Annotated in this window: 1 protein-coding gene; it reads right to left on the bottom strand. The window is 67.0% G+C overall.

The window, feature by feature from the left end; genetic code table 11:
- Window positions 1–1072 (bottom strand): IS3 family transposase gene (locus ACTHQV_RS19265; RefSeq protein WP_440492329.1). Its coding sequence is split into 2 segments (ribosomal slippage), with 1073 coding nucleotides annotated over them: window positions 1–901 and window positions 901–1072; the frame shifts between segments, so codons are not numbered across the junction. This gene is flagged as partial in the annotation.

The raw sequence follows: 1072 nt of genomic DNA on the forward strand, positions 1-1072 counted from the left end.
ACCAGAGACCGACCGTGGTTGTCGCGCATGAGCGCGGGTGAAGCAACGGGCGGGGTTAACCCCGCCCGTTGCTGTTCGAGTCCGGCAGCGAACGCGGCCGGGGTAGCGTAGCCGAGCGACGAGTGCGGCCGCTCGGTGTTGTAGTCGTCGACCCAGCGGGCCAGGATCGAGCGGGCCTGAACGATGGTGAAGAACAGCGTCTCGTTGAGCAGTTCGTCGCGCATGCGACCGTTGAAGCTCTCGACGAACCCGTTCTGCGTCGGCTTGCCCGGCGCGATGTAATGCCACTCGATGCTGGCATCGGCGGACCAGGCGAGCACCGCATTGGAGGTCAGTTCGGTCCCGTTGTCGCTGACGATCATCTTCGGTTTGCCACGTTCGGCGATCAGAGCGGTCAACTCGCGCACGACCCGCCGGCCCGAGATCGAGGTGTCCACCACCGCCCGGAGGCATTCGCGCGTCACGTCGTCGACGATGTTGAGCACGCGGAACCGCCGGCCGGTGACGAGCTGGTCGTGGACGAAGTCGAGGCTCCAGCGCTGATTGGGAAGCGCCAGCACCGGTAAAGGTGCCCGTGCGCCCACGGCGCGCCTTCGTCCTTTCCGGCGCCTGACCGTCAGACCTTCCTCCCGGTAGAGCCGCTGGGTCTTCTTGCGGTTGATCGTGATGCCGTCCCGGCGCAGCAGGATGTGCAGACGCCGATAGCCGAACCGCCGGCGCTGCTGCGCCAGCTCACGCAAACGCGACCGCAGGTCGCCATCATCCGCCCGGCACGAGCGATACCGCATGCTCGCGCGGTCCGCTCCGACAACCGTGCATGCCCGCCGCTCGCTCATCCCCAGGGTCGCCTGGAGATGCGCGACCGCTTGCCGCTTCGCGGCGGGCGTCACCACTTTTTTGACAGCAGGTCTTTCAACCCCGCGTTGTCGAGCATCGTGTCCGCGAGCAGCCGCTTGAGCCGGGCGTTCTCCTCCTCGAGCGACCGCAGGCGCTTCGCGTCGGACACCTCCAGGCCGCCGAACTTCGCCTTCCATGCATAGTAGGTCGCGCTCGACATGCCGTGCTTGCGGCA

It is taken from the genome of Sphingomonas sp. SAFR-052 (genome assembly GCF_051965015.1).
Classification (GTDB): Bacteria; Pseudomonadota; Alphaproteobacteria; order Sphingomonadales; family Sphingomonadaceae; genus Sphingomonas.